Raw genomic sequence first — 17,567 nt, 5'->3', positions numbered from 1 at the left:
TATGCAGACATCCGTGTGAGATATTACTTCGTGATGAAGTAGCGTGACTGATCGAGATGATCTTTCGCTGTATAGATGTTGAGTTTGTACGAGCCGTTCGTCAATGCCTTACGCATCTTCAAGACATAGTTCCCGTGCTGATCCGCCACGTCTTGAGCGATCAATTGATAACCAGACTCTGTTTTTTGGTAGAGGCGGACGATTTGTCGTTTTTCGACTTTACCTGTCAACGTCTTTTTGCCTGACCATTTTTTGACCGGATACGTGTTCTTGATCGTGAACGACGCCTTTTTCGTGATCTTGTTCGAGATGTCTGTCGACTTGACCGTGTACGTACCTGTCGTTAGACCATTTTTGACCGCAATCTTGAAGCCGCTTGCCGTCGTTTTCGCTTTCGCGATTTTCGTTGATCCTTTATAGAGCGTCACGTCAAGACCTTCCGTTGCTTTACCGCGGAGGATAGTTGATCCGTAAACTGCTGATTTTTTATCGATCGCCGGTGTCGCAACGACACCTGTTCCGACCGTGACGTTCGTTTCTGTCTTCATGAAGCTGAGTTCTGAGACAATCGTCAACTGATCACGCAATTTAAGCGGACGTGTCACGACTTCATATTGACCCGCTTCGTTTGCTGTTGCTGTTCCAAGGACTTTATCACCGAGTTTGACCGTGACTGTTGCGCCCGGAACGGCTTGACCAGTAACGACTTTCGCACCTGGTTTAACTGCTTTTGCCGAGACCGTGAAGTCTTTCATCGGCACATTCATGTTGAATTTAAGGAACGTACCTGTCTCGCCCGGACGTGTTACACCTGTATTCGTGATGCCTTCATACCGCTTGACGTACGGTGCAGCTGCAGCCGCTGAATCAAAGCTGACCGTCATCGGTTTGCTTGCGACGAGTGACCAGTTGTCGTCCGCTTTATAATCGACCGGTTGTTTCGCTTTGATGAAGTCCGAGATGACGTTACGTGTTTCGTAAGCCGATTTGTAGACGATGTTCTTTCCGCCGCCAAGACCTGGGAACGTCGCACTACCAGCGCGATAGTTGTTCGTCGCAACGAGGAATTCTTGATCGTCTGTGATGGCTTTTCCTTGATATTTGATGTTTTGAACACGACTTGCATCTTTATTGGCGACACCACCGTTATAATCGAATTTCGCCGGTTTCGTGATGTCGATTTCATATGTCAGTCCATCGAGGATATCGAAGTTGTAGCTCCGGAATTCTTTGTTCAACAACTCTGTCTGCTCACCGCCGACTTGGTTGAATTGACCGGCAGACATCTCGAGCCAATCTTTAACGTCAGCACCTGTTACTTTGACGACTTCGAGTGTATTCGGATAAACATAGAGATCGGCAACGTTCTTCAGTGCGATCGGTCCCTTTTTGATCAATGTGTAATCGGATGCGTTGACTTGGTTACGACCACCTGTTTTGAATGGTGCACCTGCTGATAACAACGGGAGATCTTTATATTTCGCAAGATCCGCATTTTCTTTGAGTTGTTTCTCGACATACCATTTTTGAGCGTTCGTCACGAACTGAACTGAATCATCATCTTGTGCAAGAGCGAAGAAGCTCTGGATATCATCATTGATCGTTCCGACTTCTTGACGAATATAAGCGAGTGTTCCTTCATGCGCTTTTTCAATCAATTTGACTGCACCTGCATCTGCTGTCGTGTCTTTCGTCACGTCCGCTAATTTAGCGCCAGATGTATCAACGACCCATTTCCCGTCAACTTGCTTCAATTGAAGATCGATGACACCGACGTTTTTCCCTTGCGTGTTCGCCATGACGACCGGCTTGCCATTGATCAAGCCGTTCGTTGCATCAACGTTTGGTAGTTTATTAAACGCCGAATCGGCTGCCGGGAATTTGCCGTGCTGGTGACCTGTCATCAAAACATCGATGTCTGCGACTTTCGTCAACGCGTAACCGACATTCTCATCGCCATCTTTTTGATCCACAGTATCCCCAATACCTGTATGTGCGAGCGCGACGACGACGTCTGCGCCTGCATCTTTTAATTTCTTCGCTGTTGCTTTAGCAGTTGGGACGATATCCTCTGCTGTGACTTTCCCCGTCAGGTTCCCCGCATCCCATGCCATGATTTGTGGCGTGACGACTCCGAACACACCCACCTTGACTGTTTTCATGTCACCGTTCTGGTCTTTGACCTGACGTTCGATGATTTGATAGTCTTTTCCATCTTTGTTGTAGTCCGCGACGATTGGCTTTTTCGTAACGGCATCCAATACGTTCGAGTTGACGAACTTGATTGAACCGCTCGAAGCACTCATCGCTGACTTAAGGAAATCAAGACCGAAGTTGAACTCATGGTTTCCGAGCGTGACTGCATCATAACCAAGGTATTCCATCAATTCGTACATCGGATGTTTGCCTTTGTTTCCTTTGTCGTACTGATTTTTCACGTAATCACCAAACGGCGTTCCTTGAAGAGTATCCCCGTTATCAAACAAGAAGCTATTCGTTACGCCCACTTCCGTTTGTTGCTGTTTGATGACTGTAGCGGCTTTGACAAGACCGATCGTCTCGTCCTGTGCATCCTTGAAATAATCGTAGTTCATTGAGTTCGTATGTAAATCCGTTGTTTCTAAGAAGCGTAACTTGACGACACTGTTGTCGGCAGCAAGTGTCTTGACTTGAACGACTGGTACGAGCATCGGTGCGATCAATGTCGATGCGATGACAAGTTTTGTAGCTTTTTTCATATGGATTTCCCCCCAGGAAGTTTTAACTGCTTCATTAATTTAGCATGGTTCGATTATAGCTAATAGTCCTTTCAAATAGGTCGGACATCCGTCTTATTTAACCTACTTAATCAATTCCAAATACTGGCTTTACATTGTTGATTTTACCTTTACAAATCAGGTTCACATGGTAAAAAAAGGAGATGATACAAATGAGATGAACCACATAAAAAAACGATACATTTCAGGACATGAACCTGAAAACGTATCGTTTATAATTGATGTAGAACGTAATTGTTCATTTTCAACTCCTACAGGAAAAGAAAGCACGTTTTTCGCTTTCGTCAGGGTCAGGTGAGACCCGGTAGACGAAACGTAGTTTAGGATACCGCGGCTTACCCGACTGTGGAAAACGAAAATGACAGAAACGTTCTTCGATCAGATTCATGGCATAAGATTTTCACCACTCCACGTCCCTTACACCGTTTTCTCTGGTTTCCGCCGGACGACATAACCAAGAATTCCACCAAGTAACGCAAGTCCTGTTGCGAAAAGAACCGTCCAACCTGCCGTCTGTTGAGCGAACTCGAATAAGACGTCACTCCGCCACTTCATCGCGAACTGAACATATGAAGCTTGACTGACGATGAAGCTGATGACACCGATCGCGATCGCAAAAATGAATGGGTCGATGATCGACTTGAAACTCCGGATACTACAGACGAAGTAAATCACAAATGTCACGAGTAACAACACCCAATACGCACTCTCACTTGAGATGTTTGGTGCCGTCGTTCCGGCCGATTCAGCATCAATTGCTTGGATCGTCTGTCGTGCGACACCGTAATCAACAGGATCAAGCTTCAATTGTGTCGCTGATAAATCAGGACGTTCTCCACCGACTAACGTCAGCAATTGTTCCGTCACCCGATTCGTATCAATCCCATCGACAACTTTCTGAATCGAGTCATTGAGCTGTTCCGTTGAAGTCTCCCCGTTTAGCATCGAGACCGGGATTTCCGCATTCGCTCCAAGGACGTCTGCTTGATACACGACTTGTCCACCATGAATCCAGTCATACATCCCTCCACTTCCGGCGTTCAGACTCGCAACGGTCAATGCCGTTCGTAGTGAGGAATCACCGTCATACTCCGCTTCGTCCTGCACCGTAAAGACAAGTTGGAGCGTACTCGCGAACATCAAAATCAGCAAGCTGGCACGTCCGGCAGCTGTCAGACCGGATAACTTTTGCGGGAAAAACGCCATCCAACCAAGCAGACTGACGACGAGAAGTGGTAAGATCCCGCTCATCGCATAGCCGTCTTGTAACGCAAGGAACGGGACATCGTTTCCGCGTCCGGCAAGGACGAACCAGATGATGCCGACCGTTAAAAAGAAACTGACCGATCGAATCGTCCACCCAAGCCGACTTGCCTTAATCCGTAACACTAAAAATAACAGGACGATCAATCCGATACCAAAAACAGAATAAAGCAACGTGCCGTAAGAGACATCGAACGTCAATGGCGCGAGGACTTGTTTTAAGTCAATCCCAAACAACGATAAGACGTCGCCGGCAGAACTTGCATCCAGCACCTGATTGATGATCCCTTCTCGGACTGCGCTCGGCATCGTGATCGACAGCCCACCGACGAACAAAAGCATCAACGAAACAGTGATGTCTGTTTCTTTCCATGTGATATTCGCCTGTTGCATCTGCTTCACGAGATCCTGATAGTCTGAGGATGAGGTGATTTGTGAAGTCAAAAATGCCATCACACCGTAGATGACACCGAAAAAGATGAGACCGATGAGGACGCCATACAGGACGTCCCAGACGGAAAACCGTCGTTGTTTCCTTTCTTGCCTTGACTCCATCCCATTTCCTCCTTTTTATGTCTGATGTTTGAATATTCCTGCTACAACGAAACCAAAAACATCAAATTCATTCAACAGCCATTATATCCCACCTTTTCTCTGACTGTCTCCATCGATTTCCAAAACAAAAACCGACTTCTCAGAGTGAGAAGCCGGTTGAACGATCTTTTGCCATAGTATTTTTTTCTCTATTAGATGCCTTCGTATGCTTGTTCCATGATCGTCCGTAATTCAGCGACAAGCGGCATCTTTGGATTCGCTGTCGTACATTGATCTTCGAAAGCATCGACTGCCATCTTATCGAGTTTTGCCTCAAAGTCTGCTTTTTGAATACCTTGCGCCTTGAATGACATCTTGATGTTGAGACGTTGTCCAAGATCGGCAACTGCTTGAATAAGTGATTCGACCCCTTGTTCTGTCGTTGCTGCCGGAAGACCGAGGTAACGTGCGATGTCGGCATACCGTTCATCGGCGACGAATGATTCGTATTTTGGGAATGCTGCCAGTTTCGTTGGGCGTGACGCATTATAACGAATGACGTGTGGCATCAGGATCGCGTTCGTCCGTCCGTGTGGCGTGTGGAATTCCCCACCGATTTTGTGCGCGATCGAGTGGTTGATTCCGAGGAAGGCGTTCGCGAAAGCCATCCCTGCCATCGTTGACGCATTGTGCACTTTTTCCCGAGCTTCTGCGTCAGATCCGTTCTCGTACGCTCGTGGCAAGTAGTCAAAGATCATCTTGATTGCTTTGAGTGCCAGTCCATCCGTGTAGTCGTTCGCAAGAACCGATACGTATGCTTCTGTTGCATGAGTCAAGACGTCCATTCCGGTATCAGCAGTAATCGAAGCCGGTACAGTCATGACGAATTCCGGATCAACGATCGCGACGTCGGGTGTCAAGGCATAGTCAGCAATCGGGTATTTGACGTTTTTCTCTTTATCCGTGATGACGGTGAACGGTGTCACTTCTGAACCCGTACCCGATGTCGTCGGGATCGCGACGAACTTCGCTTGACGACCGAGTGCTGGGAATTGATACGCCCGTTTGCGGATATCGAGAAATTTTTGACGTAAGTTCGAAAACGTTTCGTTTGGCTGTTCATAGAAGAGCCACATTCCTTTTGCAGCATCCATCGCTGACCCACCACCAAGAGCGATGATCAAGTCGGGTTTGAAGTCACGCATGGCTTGGGCACCCGTCTGAACAGTCGTCACCGATGGATCTGGTTCGACTTGGTCGAAGATTCGGTAACTGACGGACTGTGGCAAGTTTTGAATCACTTTATCGGCATATCCGAATTGCACCATCGTTGGATCGGTGACAATCATGACGCGTGAGACGTCTGTCATCGACCGCAAGTACTGAACGGAGTTCTTTTCGAAGTAGATTTTTTCTGGTACCTTGAACCATTGCATGTTCACGCGTCGTCTCGCCACCTTCTTGACGTTGAGTAAATGTTTCGCTGTCACGTTTTCAGAAACAGAGTTTTTCCCGTATGATCCGCAACCGAGTGTCAGTGATGGTGTCAACTCGTTATAAAGATCACCGATTCCGCCATGAGCAGATGGACTGTTGACGAGAATCCGGCAGGCTTTCATGCGGAGTCCGAACGCTGTCATCAAATCATCGTTTGTCGTATGAATGACGGCGGTATGACCGAGACCCCCGATTTCAAGCATCTGTTCAGCAATCGAAAAAGCTTCTTCGGTTGATGCAACGCGGTACGCACCGAGTACGGGACTGAGTTTTTCATGAGACAGTGGTTCTGCTGCCCCGACGTGCTCGAGTTCCGCGACGAGCATGACCGTCGTTTCCGGAACATCGATCCCAGCTTTTTCTGCAATCCATGTCGCAGGTTTCCCGACGATGTCCGCGTTGACGGCACATGTATCGGTTTTGATGACGAGTGATTCGAGGCGTTGTTTTTCTTCCGGTGTACAGAAGTAACAACCGAGTGCTTCCATTTCTGCACGGACCGTTGCATATATTTCTTGGTCAACGATGACGGCTTGCTCAGACGCACAAATCATCCCATTATCAAACGTTTTTGAGAGAACGAGATCGCTGACTGCCCGTTTGACTTTTGCTGATTGTTCAATGTAGCAAGGAACGTTCCCTGGTCCAACACCGAGTGCCGGTTTACCTGTTGAATACGCTGATTTGACCATTCCTGCACCACCTGTTGCCAGGACCATGGCGATGTTTTCATGGTTCATCAAGACTTTCGTTGCTTCAAGTGATGGTTCTTCGACCCATTGAATGCAGTCTTTCGGCGCCCCAGCTTTGATGGCTGCATCGCGAAGTGTTTTCGCCGCTTCGACGGAACACCGTTGTGCCGACGGGTGGAACGCGAAGATGATCGGGTTACGTGTCTTGATCGCAATCAATGCTTTGAACATCGTCGTTGACGTTGGGTTGGTGACTGGTGTGACACCACAGACGACACCGACCGGTTCAGCGATATATGTGATGCCGTTTTGGACATCTTCTTCCAGAATCCCGACCGTTTTTTCATGACGTAGACTGTTGTAGATGTATTCTGTCGCAAATATATTTTTAATCATCTTATCTTCAAAGACACCGCGCCCTGTCTCTTCTGTTGCGAGACGAGCGAGTTCGACGTGCCGTTCAAGTCCGGCAAGTGCCATATCACGGACGATCGTATCAATTTTTTCTTGATCGAATGTCAATAACTCCTGTAATGCACATTGTCCTTTTTCAACAATTTGTCCAATTGCTTGTTCGACCGGCGTTACTGTCGATTTTGTTTTTTCTTTCACAGCCATGAGTGGTTTCCTCCCTGTCGTGGAACGAATCTGAGTTTGATTTGCCAACCATTATGTCAGGAATGCCAAGCTGTTTTTCAATAGTTTGTGCTTTCCTTCACAAATCAATCATAACTCCTTTTTCCTGTTTTGTGCATGACCATCCTGTGAATTCCCTCACATCCTTGGTAACGTTTACATCTATTGCGGATTCTCCTTTTTCATCGTTTTGCTCTATGTACGAAGACGTGTGCGATTTATCACACTCGCATTTTCGTGACTTGATAGCCATTTCATCATCTTGTATTCTGATTATGGGGTACATATTAAGAGCTACCACTAAAGGAGGACACTTGAATGTCAGTTGTACAGGAAATGTTAGCTTTCAACGAGCGATTCGTCGCCGAAAAACAGTATGAGCAGTTCGTCTCGGATAAGTTCCCGGACAAAAAGGTCGTCATCCTGACGTGTATGGATGCCCGCCTAACGGAACTTCTTCCACATGCACTCGGCCTTAAGAACGGGGATGCGAAGATCATCAAAAATGCCGGTGCTATCCTATCGCACCCATTCGGTTCTGTCATGCGTTCGATTCTCGTCGCATTGTATGCACTGGGTGCTGAAGAAGTCGTCGTCATCGGTCACCACGACTGCGGCATGAGCACGATTGATCCTAAACATATGATCAGCGAAATGAAGGATCGAGGTATCGACCAACAGATTCTTCACACGCTTGAAGTATCAGGTGTTGATTTAAATCAATGGTTGCGTGGCTTTACGTCAGTTCAGGAGAGTGTCGCCCACTCCGTCAGTCTCGTGAAGAACCACCCCTTACTGCCACCTGGTACGAATGTCCACGGACTCGTCATCGATCCAGGGACCGGTAAACTCGACGTCGTCGATTGCTGATTGCTCTCTTATAGAAGAAACTCAAATAGACTCGGGATATTCTACTCCGTCTTAAATTAAAGATAATGTGCCATTTTCTCGTAATGGAGAAGAATGGCACATTTTTTTGTGTGAGCCATTTTTAGTGATCAAAACGCCTTTCCCCTCATGCTTTTAGGTATTAAAAAACGTGACTTTTTATGCAAATCTAGAAAGTCTATCGTGAAGGCATTTAATACGAGGTCAGACTTTTATCCTTGACAGTGTTCCACCATGGCTGTAAGATACTTTAGTATAGTGCAGTGATAACAAAAGAAAGTGTGGTTTTACCGAATGATTAACGCCGTATTGTTTGCCGTCTTTTTACTATTCATCTTAGCGATCTTCCGCGTCCACATCGTGCTCGCGATGGTCATCAGTGCGTTCGCCGGCGGTCTCGTCGGCGGTCTCGATTTAACGAAAACAACCGAAGCATTTGCTGGTGGTCTTGGCGATGGGGCAGAAATCGCTCTTAGCTACGCGATGCTTGGTGCGTTTGCTGTTGCCCTCTCGAAAACGGGCTTACCGGATGCTCTCGCTCACGCATTGATTGCACGTTCACGTGGTAACGCAAGTGCCGCATCGGTCAAAAAATTAAAAGGATTCGTTTTGTTTGCGATTCTGTTACTCGCAATCAGTTCACAAAATGCTTTACCGATCCACATTGCCTTCATTCCGATCATCATTCCGCCGCTTCTTGGTCTCTTTTCTCAGTTGAAGATGGACCGACGTCGAATTGCGATCATCATGACATTCGGTCTCGTCACACCGTACATGTTCTTACCGATCGGATTCGGAGACATCTATCTGAATCAGATTTTACTGAAAAACCTTAAAGCTAATGGTCTTGATACGACGGGAGTTTCTGTCATCGAAGCGATGGCGATTCCAGCACTCGGAATGGTCGTCGGTCTCTTGATTGGTCTTTATACGTACCGGAAAGAGCGGACGTATGAAATTCGTGATATCGCCCCAGACGACTATGAAATCCCGGTCATCACGAAAACGAAACTGATCTTAAGTGGTGTCGTCGTCATTGCGACATTGATCGTTCAACTGCAGACGGAATCAATGATTCTTGCTGCAACGACGGGACTCATCCTCTTCTTGTTGCTTCGTCTCGTTCGATTCAGTGAAGCAGATGACGTCATCACGCGTGGTATGCGGATGATGTCATTCATCGGTTTTGTCATGATCTCAGCGAACGGATTCTCGAATGTCTTGCGTAAGACGGGTGATATCGAACCGCTCGTTGAGAACTCAAAAGCATTGATGGGCGACTCCCAACTCGTTGCCGCGTTCGTCATGCTCTTGATTGGTCTTCTCGTCACGATGGGCATTGGATCAAGTTTCTCAACTGTTCCAATCATCGCTGCGATCTTCGTTCCACTTTGTATCCAGTACGGCTTCAGCTTAGAAGCGACGGTTGCGATCATCGGGACAGCTGGTGCTCTTGGTGACGCTGGTAGCCCCGCGTCAGACTCGACGCTTGGACCTACGAGTGGTTTGAATGCCGATGGTCAGCACGATCACATGCGAGAAACCGTCATTCCGACGTTCTTGCACTACAATATTCCGTTGCTCATTTTCGGTACGATTGCTGCGGTCGTATTATAAAAACAAGACGGATTCGCTATCATGGTGGATCCGTCTTTTTAATTGTCTCCGTTTTTTTCCTTTTCATTTGATCTTCGGTTCTCTAAAATAAAGGAATGTACTGATTACAAAGGAGTTGTCTTACGTGTTATCTCAAATCGTCAACCAGATTTTGCTTTCACTTGCCGATCTCGGATATTTCGGTATCGCCCTCGGGTTGATGATTGAAATCATACCGAGCGAGATCGTTCTCTCATACGGCGGATTCATGATTTCTCAAGGAACGATTAGCTGGCCGCTCGCTGTCGTCGCCGCCGTCATTGGCGGATTGTTGTCGCAATTGTTCTTATATTGGTTTGCTCGCTATGGCGGTCGTCCATTGATCTTGAAGTACGGAAAGTATGTCCTGATCTCTGAACATCATCTGGATTTAGCTGAACGCTGGTTCTTGAAGTACGGTCAAGGTGTCATCTTCGGAGCTCGCTTCATTCCTGTCGTCCGCCATGCCATCTCGATTCCAGCTGGTCTTGCGAAAATGGATCAAACGAAGTTTTCACTCTACACGGTTCTTGCCATCATTCCATGGTCAATCTTGTTCCTCTATCTTGGAGAAACACTCGGAACGAACTGGCGCTCGATCAAGGAAGTCGCTGCACCATATACGAATGGTGTTTTGATTGCTGCCGTCGCCTTAATTATCGTCTATTTCTTCTATAAACGCCGTCAACGGTCGGTTTAACTCATCAAGCAGTCTGTCTGTCGACGGACTGCTTTTTACAACACACAGGAGGTCCTGCCATGCTCACATACCCGCTCGCCCATTTCCCGCTACGTCGTTTGACCGCATCCTATCGTTCTGGAAGCCCGGTCGCGACTGGCATCACTGTCGACGGACATATTTTAATCGTTGAAGAATCGATTGATGAATTTCGTGAAACACAGATCCTCTCCATTCATCAACTGAAGGATGATTGGCGAAAGACGACAATCGTCGAAAGAAACGACATCGACTTTTCCCTCGTTGATCGTTTTCCAGACGGACGGCTGTTACTCGTCGCTTCTCGTTGTGATGATGATATCGACGGCACATGGTTGCCGAACGCCTTTATCTACGATCCTCAAGGTCAGTTACTGAATAGCTTTTGTTTAGACGACGGGATTCAAAATATGCAAATCGACGAACAAGGTTGGATTTGGGTCAGTTATTTTGATGAAGGTGTCTATGCCGATGCCGTCACGAGTTCAAATGGTGCTTTCGGTCTGGTCGCTTTTGACGATACAGGTGAAGTGCAGTATAAGAATCGGCAATATCCGATTGATGATTGTTATGCTCTGAATGTCTGTTCATCAACAGAAGTCTGGTTCTTCTACTACTCTGATTATCGTTTCGTCCGTATTAATCAAGAGGACGATCTCGTTTGTGAGGCTCCTACGATCGCCTTTTCTCAGTTCGCTCGGTACGATGATCATCTACTTGCTTCATACTCTGATGACGTACACTTACTTGAACGAAATGGAACACGTTTTAAGAGCATTCGTTCGATTCGTTTCATGACCGAACAAGGAAATTCTCTGTCAGGTGACCTTACAATGCGTGATGATTTGATCGTCTTAGCAACTGCTGAGCATCTGTATTTTGGTAGACTAGGTCAACAACTTGACACTCTACTAATGGGCGAATGAAAGCTGTTACATATTTGTTTCATGAATATCTGATTATTGAAAACTCTATTTCAAATTTTCAAAAAGACTAGCCGAGCCCTATCCGAGGATAGTATACTCAGCTTTATAGTTCTTACGACAAGTTGTCTGAACATTATGACGTCACAGATTTTTTTGGGGGAAACGATGAGTTCGAATTTGAAACGAGATTTAACAGCACGACAGGTACAAATGATTGCGCTCGGAGGAACGATTGGTGTTGGTCTCTTCCTCGGGGCATCAAGTACGATCGCTTGGACAGGACCATCAGTCTTACTTGCGTACATGCTAGCCGGAGTTTTTATCTTTTTCATCATGCGGGCACTCGGCGAGATGGTCTACACCCATCCGCACAGTGGATCATACGCAAAGTTCGCAAACGATTATATCCATCCAGCTGCTGGTTTTTTAACAGCAAGTAGCAACATCTTCAACTGGGTCGTCGTCGGAATGAGTGAAGTCATCGCCGTTGGAACGTACTTACGCTTCTGGTGGCCTGAACTACCAACATGGATTCCAGGGATCGTCGTCATCATTCTCTTGACGCTCGCAAACCTTGCTTCCGTCAAGATGTTCGGTGAACTCGAGTTTTGGTTTGCTTCGATCAAGATACTGACGATTCTTCTGATGATCGTCGCTGGATTCGGCATTATTTTCTTTGGACTAGGGAATGGAGGAAATCCAGTCGGTCTTTCGAATCTTTGGACAAACGGTGGATTCTTCACAAACGGTTTCACCGGGTTCTTCTTTGCCCTCTCGATTGTTTTCGCCTCTTACATCGGTGTCGAGTTGATCGGAGTCACGGCTGGGGAAACAAAAGATCCAGAGAAAAACATCACGAAGGCGATCAATGGTGTCGTCTGGCGGATTCTGATTTTCTACGTTGGAGCGATTTTCATCATCGTCACGGTGTATCCGTGGAACGAATTATCCGATCTTGGAAGTCCGTTCGTTGCGACATTCGCCAAGGTCGGTGTGACGATTGCTGCCGGCATCATTAACTTCGTCGTCATCACGGCCGCTTTATCCGGTTGTAACTCAGGAATCTTCAGCGCCAGTCGGATGATCTATGCATTAGCGGAAAAAGGGCAAATGCCGTCTTTCTTCTTAAAGGTCAATAAACGTGGGATTCCGCTCTATACAGTTCTAGCCATTTCAATCGGGATTTTCTTTGGTGTCATTCTCGATATCATTCTCCCGCACGTTCTCGGAAAGGATACGAACATCTTCGTTTATGTCTACAGCGCTTCGGTACTACCAGGGATGGTGCCGTGGTTCGCGATATTAATCAGTCATATCCGTTACCGAAAACTCGAAAGTGAACGGACAGCCTCGCATCCGTTCAAGATGCCAGGTGCACCGGTGACGAACTATCTATCGATCGTCGCGCTGATCACAGTACTCGTCGGCATGCTGTTCAATGACGAGACACGCGTCTCAATCTTAATCGGAATCGCCTTTTTGATTTTAAGTACGATCTACTACATCGTAAAAGTACCGAAAATCGAAAAATAAAACGGTTTGTACTCCTCTCATGACACAATGAGGGGAGTTTTTTTCATTCACTGTATTTTTATTTTGACGTCACATATTATTCATGGTATTCGTGATTTCCCGAACGTCTAAACAATTTAACGACAGAAAAGAGAGATGAAATATGAACGGATTCAATCGTTTCCTGCTCGTCCTAATCGGTATTCTCAGTTTAATCAGCGTCGTCAGCATCTGAACAGTCGTCGATTTCCCGACACCGTTCGGTCCAAGAAAGGCGAAGATTTCCCCTGCTTGCACGTCAAACGAAATCCCTTTGACGACATCCTTTCCATCGTACGTCTTCGTCAAGTTCACGACATGAATCATCTTCATTCCTTCTTTCCATGAATTCAAAGTCATGTCCAATATTTTCCTATTTTTTCTGTTCGAAAATCAAAAAAGACACCTGAATCGGTGCCTTGATTCAATCTCTAACGATTACTCTACAATCTGGTATACACCATATACGGCACCTGCAGACAAGGCGAGCGTTACGACTACCGACACCAGCATCATCTTAAACTCAACTCCTTTTAAGCGAACGGCTCGCGCTAACGCGAGACTAAACGATAGTACCGTGCCACTCGTAAATACAAGCGCTCCTGCGAACAATAACGTAGGATTAATCCAAACATCTCCGATGACGAGCCATGTGTAAGTGACACAGGCTAAAAGAGCGGTCATGATGAGCCATTGTTTCGATGTTCTCTTTTTCAACATATCGGTTTCCTCCTGGTTTGCTTCTACATACTTGTTCGTCTTTTCCTGTCAAACTCCTTTCACTAAAAAATCGTGCCTCCTGCTATCAGGAAACACGATCCACTTATGACGCCACTTGCCATTTCTCTTTTAATTGCTCCATCTCTTCCTGTCCTTCGTACGACTGCATCCAGAGGTTAAAGACATCGACGACGTCCCCTTCTGACTCCCGGACGAGGTAGCTTTTCTCCGCCGGAATCCACTTTTCTTGAATTCTTGGTGCCGCGAGTCGTTGATCGAGTGCTTCATAATGAATCGCCTCGACCGTATCAGTGATCATGACATCGACTTCACCTGAGGCAACAGCATGCGGGATGTCGAGGTTTTGTTCATACATGACGATATTCGCCTTCGTGAACGTCTTACGGACGAACTGTTCATTCGTCCCCCCTGGATTTAGACCAATCGTCACGTCCGGTCGATTGATTTGTTCGATCGAAGCAAGGCGTCCGGCATCTTCTTTACGGACGAGCGGTGTCTTTTGGAACGACAGGTAACTTGACGTGAAGTCGCCAATGATCTCGCGCTCGATGTTCTTCGTCACGCCCCCGACGACCATATCGAATTTCCCGCTAGCAAGATCAGCAGATAGCGTGGGCCATGTCGTCGGGACGAATTCGACATCGATACCGGTCGTCTTCGCGAAAGAACGGATCACTTCGATATCGAATCCTTCGTACTCGTTCGTCTTCCGGTTCAAGTAGGTGAATGGTTTGTAATCGCCGGTCGTTCCGACGACGATTTTTTTCGTCGCAAAGACGTTCTTTGCTTGTACACGTCGTGGTTGCTCCGATTGCCATAGCGTCAGTAAGCTCGCAAACAGGACGCCACCTCCGACGACGATCCATCCCCATTTACTCATGTGCTCCCGCTCCTTTCGCTCCGACCGTCTCACGCGTCGAGACGATGTTCCATTTTTTCTTCAATTTTTGAACTTGTTCTTGCCCCTCTGCACTTTCAATCCAGACCCGGAAGACATCTCCAAGCTGTTTTTGATCCGATTTCATCAAATACGCCATCTCGGCTGGTTCCCACGCCTCTGTCAGTTTCGGCACCGCAAGATTGAGTTCTGTCGCGTAATGCAACGCTTCGATGTCGTCTGTTACCATGACGTCGACTTGACCGCTTTGGACGGCTTTTGGAATGTCTAAATTATTCTCAAAGACGGTCACATTCGCCTTCGGAAAATGCTTCTTCACGAACGCCTCATTCGTCCCACCCGGATTGACACCGATTTTGACGGATGGATCATTGATTGCATCAAGCGAATTCAAGCGTTTGACATCTTCCTTCTTTACGAGCGGTGCTTTTTGAAAGGAGAAATACGACGACGTAAAGTCTCCGACGACCTCGCGTTCGACTTTCTTTGTAATCCCACCGACAGCGATATCAAACTTACCTGACTTCGTATCTTCCGATAACGTCGGCCATGTTGTCTTGACGAACGTCACGTCAAGATCCGCTGCTTTAGCAAACGCTTGGATGACTTCAATATCAAAGCCTTGATAACGATTCCGTTCCTCGTTCCAGTATGTAAAGGGTTTATAATCCCCCGTCGTTCCGACAACCAGTTTTTGGTCTTCGAAGATGTCATGTGCTTCGACATTCGTCTGTTGATTCCAGATCATCCAAGCGGCAACGCCTGTCAGGACAAGTCCAGCTAATAGCCATGGTTTCTTTCTCATCGTATCTCTCCTTTCTGTTTCGTCGTTGCCCATTCACCGAATATTTCCACAATTTAACCTAAACGATTTTCGGTGTGGGTAATAGTCATTATCCTACCACACTTACACGTGATTTCAAGATAATTTGACGATTTTATGCATAAAAGCGTTAAAAAGATGTTTTGATGACGGTTACAGTTCCATAAGTCGTCTCTCTTTACAGAATCCCCTCGTCTTTTCCATACTGAAACAGAATCATCAAATCGTGAAATGGAGGAATGGAACATGAGTCAGATTTTTATCATTGGTGCAAATGGTAAAGTAGGTCGTCACGCTGCTCGTTTACTGCAGGATTCGGAGCATGATGTCAAAGTAGGATTACGTTCCAAGGACCAATTCAGTGATTTTGAGAAACTCGGTCATACCCCGGTCCATCTTGATCTTGAAGCCGACGTCGCAACAATCACGGAAGCATTACAAGGATCAGATGTCGTCATCTTTACGGCAGGATCAGGTGGTCATACAGGAGCCGACAAGACGATGCTGATCGACTTCGATGGTGCCGTCAAATCGATTGAAGCAGCAGAAGCAATCAAGGCGAAACAGTTCATCATGGTCAGTGCCTTGAACGCCGATTCGCCGGAAACATGGTCTGACAGCATGAAGCCGTATTACATCGCGAAACGCTACGCGGATCGTGTCCTGAAGGAATCGTCACTCAACTACACCATTCTTCGCCCAGGCGGACTATCCGATGAAGCCGGCACAGGAAACGTCACGACGGATCCGTCCGAGCAAGCGACTAAAAAAATTCCACGCGAGGATGTCGCCCGTGTCATTTTAGCTGCGATCGGTCATGATAAAGCATCGAAACAAGTCGTCACACTACTCGAAGGTGACACACCGATCAACGAGTTGTTCTAATACAAAAGCTCACGTCTCGGAAATTGAGACGTGAGCTTTTTTTGAAACTATACTTTTTCTCAAGCCATGGCTTGCTGCCTAACGCCCTCTCTTTTCCAGACTGTAATGAGACACGTCACCAAGAAACTACCAACAAAAAGTAAGGATAGATGAAGGACTTGCGTCCCGACTGATCCATCCATGAATAATAATCGACCGAAACCAGAGACGGCATTTGGAACAGGCAGGAACGTTCCGAGCGATTGATAAAATGGTGCCAGCATCTTCGCTGGAACAATGTTCCCTGCGGTCATTAACTGGAACGGGATCAATGCGACATTAACGAGTGGAGCAATCGGACCAAACAAGGCAAAGTTCATCTGTGTGACTGCGATACAGGTCGCAACGACGAGGAGCTCGAACGCCCATAGTTTGATGAATGGTGTATCGATGTCTGTCAGTAGATGCGCCATCGAGACGAGGAGCAATGGTACGACAAGTAAGACGATGCCGTGCAATAGTTGTCGACTCCAGAAAAGATCCCATTTTGTGTGACGACTCTTTAAAATCGTACTGACGAGATTGAATTGTATCCCCATCGTCATCATCGCGATGTAAATGACAAAACCGAGAACGAGCGGAAGCATTGATAAAGCAAAATCCGAGACGGCATGTTCCGTAACGATTGACGTCGTGAACGTCGGCTCACCATTCAACTGTTTGCTGATCGTTTCCGTTGCTCTCTCAAGGATTGCATTTGCGAATTCCGCATTCGTCTGACTGACGTGTGCCGTTAGTTGATGCGTTGCATCATCTTTTTGTAAGACGAGATCGACTTCATTCGCATCAAGTGCTTGCAACCCTTTTGTTTCTGTTGCAACCGTCTGAACCGTGAACGGTGCTTGTTGCAACGACTGGATGAACGGATCATTCGCTTCTGCGACGACCCCAACATTTAATTGATCAAGACGTTCTGTCGTTCCTTGGTAACCCGTCATCCAGACAACGAGGAACAAGAGCGGTACGACGATTGCGAAGACGAGCCCCACTTTCGTTTGTGTCATTGACCAGACATCTTTCCATGCTTTCATATTACAATCTCCTTTTACATGCATTACTTATAA

14 protein-coding genes are annotated in these 17,567 nt (G+C 46.8%); 6 read left to right on the top strand and 8 right to left on the bottom strand.

Features of this window, described 5'->3' with window-relative positions; all coding sequences use genetic code 11:
* Positions 1-23: 23 nt before the first annotated feature.
* The 3 genes from VJ374_RS06305 to adhE all read right to left on the bottom strand — a co-directional run bounded on the left by VJ374_RS06305 (position 24) and on the right by adhE (position 7,381).
* Positions 24-2,738, bottom strand: coding sequence for a bifunctional 2',3'-cyclic-nucleotide 2'-phosphodiesterase/3'-nucleotidase (locus VJ374_RS06305; RefSeq protein WP_329470609.1), 2,715 nt, complete (start codon positions 2,736-2,738; stop codon positions 24-26).
* Between the two features lie 456 nt (positions 2,739-3,194).
* On the bottom strand, positions 3,195-4,595 hold the full coding sequence (locus VJ374_RS06300) for a hypothetical protein (protein ID WP_290787490.1): 1,401 nt from the start codon (positions 4,593-4,595) through the stop codon (positions 3,195-3,197).
* Positions 4,596-4,786: 191 nt separating this feature from the next.
* A complete protein-coding gene (adhE, locus tag VJ374_RS06295) occupies positions 4,787-7,381 on the bottom strand; it encodes a bifunctional acetaldehyde-CoA/alcohol dehydrogenase (RefSeq protein WP_329470608.1) in 2,595 nt (864 codons plus the stop codon).
* A gap of 336 nt (positions 7,382-7,717) precedes the next feature.
* Here adhE and VJ374_RS06290 point away from each other — a divergent pair, with 336 nt between their 5' ends.
* The 5 genes from VJ374_RS06290 to VJ374_RS06270 all read left to right on the top strand — a co-directional run bounded on the left by VJ374_RS06290 (position 7,718) and on the right by VJ374_RS06270 (position 13,099).
* Positions 7,718-8,269, top strand: coding sequence for a beta-class carbonic anhydrase (locus VJ374_RS06290; protein WP_023467896.1), 552 nt, complete (start codon positions 7,718-7,720; stop codon positions 8,267-8,269).
* 315 nt (positions 8,270-8,584) lie between these two features.
* Positions 8,585-9,904: a Na+/H+ antiporter family protein gene (locus VJ374_RS06285; protein ID WP_035409669.1), complete on the top strand. Its 1,320-nt coding sequence runs from the start codon at positions 8,585-8,587 to the stop codon at positions 9,902-9,904.
* Between the two features lie 124 nt (positions 9,905-10,028).
* Positions 10,029-10,622 (top strand): undecaprenyl phosphate transporter UptA, encoded by a 594-nt coding sequence (locus VJ374_RS06280; protein ID WP_035408496.1) that lies wholly within the window; start codon positions 10,029-10,031, stop codon positions 10,620-10,622.
* A gap of 59 nt (positions 10,623-10,681) precedes the next feature.
* Complete coding sequence (locus VJ374_RS06275) at positions 10,682-11,566, top strand: hypothetical protein (RefSeq protein ID WP_329470607.1); 885 nt, start codon at positions 10,682-10,684, stop codon at positions 11,564-11,566.
* A 165-nt stretch (positions 11,567-11,731) separates the two neighbouring features.
* Positions 11,732-13,099 (top strand): amino acid permease, encoded by a 1,368-nt coding sequence (locus VJ374_RS06270; protein ID WP_290749534.1) that lies wholly within the window; start codon positions 11,732-11,734, stop codon positions 13,097-13,099.
* A gap of 69 nt (positions 13,100-13,168) precedes the next feature.
* Here VJ374_RS06270 and VJ374_RS06265 read toward each other — a convergent pair whose 3' ends face one another.
* The 4 genes from VJ374_RS06265 to VJ374_RS06250 all read right to left on the bottom strand — a co-directional run bounded on the left by VJ374_RS06265 (position 13,169) and on the right by VJ374_RS06250 (position 15,561).
* Entirely contained in the window at positions 13,169-13,444 is a 276-nt protein-coding gene (locus VJ374_RS06265) for an ATP-binding cassette domain-containing protein (RefSeq protein WP_313492210.1), read from the bottom strand.
* A gap of 111 nt (positions 13,445-13,555) precedes the next feature.
* Positions 13,556-13,837 (bottom strand): hypothetical protein, encoded by a 282-nt coding sequence (locus VJ374_RS06260; RefSeq protein ID WP_329470601.1) that lies wholly within the window; start codon positions 13,835-13,837, stop codon positions 13,556-13,558.
* Between the two features lie 103 nt (positions 13,838-13,940).
* Positions 13,941-14,738, bottom strand: a complete 798-nt coding sequence (locus VJ374_RS06255) for a transporter substrate-binding domain-containing protein (protein WP_313491239.1) — start codon at positions 14,736-14,738, stop codon at positions 13,941-13,943.
* On the bottom strand, positions 14,731-15,561 hold the full coding sequence (locus VJ374_RS06250; protein ID WP_329470599.1) for a transporter substrate-binding domain-containing protein: 831 nt from the start codon (positions 15,559-15,561) through the stop codon (positions 14,731-14,733). Before VJ374_RS06250 ends, VJ374_RS06255 begins: the two co-directional genes overlap by 8 nt.
* A 264-nt stretch (positions 15,562-15,825) precedes the next feature.
* On the opposite strand from VJ374_RS06250, the gene VJ374_RS06245 reads away from it, so the two are divergent.
* Positions 15,826-16,464, top strand: a complete 639-nt coding sequence (locus VJ374_RS06245) for an SDR family oxidoreductase (protein WP_056060704.1) — start codon at positions 15,826-15,828, stop codon at positions 16,462-16,464.
* A 59-nt stretch (positions 16,465-16,523) separates the two neighbouring features.
* Here VJ374_RS06245 and VJ374_RS06240 read toward each other — a convergent pair whose 3' ends face one another.
* Complete coding sequence (locus tag VJ374_RS06240; protein ID WP_329470595.1) at positions 16,524-17,534, bottom strand: ABC transporter permease; 1,011 nt, start codon at positions 17,532-17,534, stop codon at positions 16,524-16,526.
* Positions 17,535-17,567 lie beyond the last annotated feature (33 nt).

Origin of the sequence: Exiguobacterium sp. 9-2 (assembly GCF_036287235.1) — a bacterium.
Taxonomy (GTDB): domain Bacteria; phylum Bacillota; class Bacilli; order Exiguobacteriales; family Exiguobacteriaceae; genus Exiguobacterium_A.
This window is presented reverse-complemented; position numbering and strand designations above follow the sequence as displayed.